The organism is Pseudomonas juntendi (assembly GCF_009932375.1).
GTDB lineage: Bacteria > Pseudomonadota > Gammaproteobacteria > Pseudomonadales > Pseudomonadaceae > Aquipseudomonas > Aquipseudomonas juntendi.
In genome coordinates this window covers 1-357 of sequence record NZ_BLJG01000481.1, presented here as the reverse complement: position 1 = coordinate 357, position 357 = coordinate 1, and the positions used below count along the sequence as shown (strand labels likewise).

At 57.1% G+C, this 357-nt stretch carries 1 protein-coding gene; it reads left to right on the top strand.

What is annotated here, in order from left to right:
* Positions 1–201: DUF933 domain-containing protein (locus GYA94_RS26840; protein ID WP_161893472.1), on the top strand; the 201-nt coding region annotated here is incomplete at its 5' end.
* Positions 202–357 lie beyond the last annotated feature (156 nt).

Here is a 357-nt window from a genome sequence, read left to right as displayed (position 1 = left end):
GGCGCCACCGCACCCCAGGCGGCCGGGGTTATCCACACCGACTTCGAAAAAGGCTTCATCCGCGCTGAAGTCGTGGCCTATGACGACTTCATCCAGTTCAAGGGTGAAAGCGGCGCCAAGGAAGCCGGTAAGTGGCGCCTGGAAGGCAAGGACTACATCGTCAAAGATGGCGACGTGATGCACTTCCGCTTCAACGTCTAAGCGGTAGCCTGCAGTAAACAGAAACCCCTTGCGGCTCATGCCTCAAGGGGTTTTCGTTTTATGTGGCCCGTGCCGGCCTTATCGCTAAGGCGGCGGCCGGGCTTTTGCAGGACAATATATAACTTTTTGATTTAACAGGGCCCTTGTGGGAGCGGG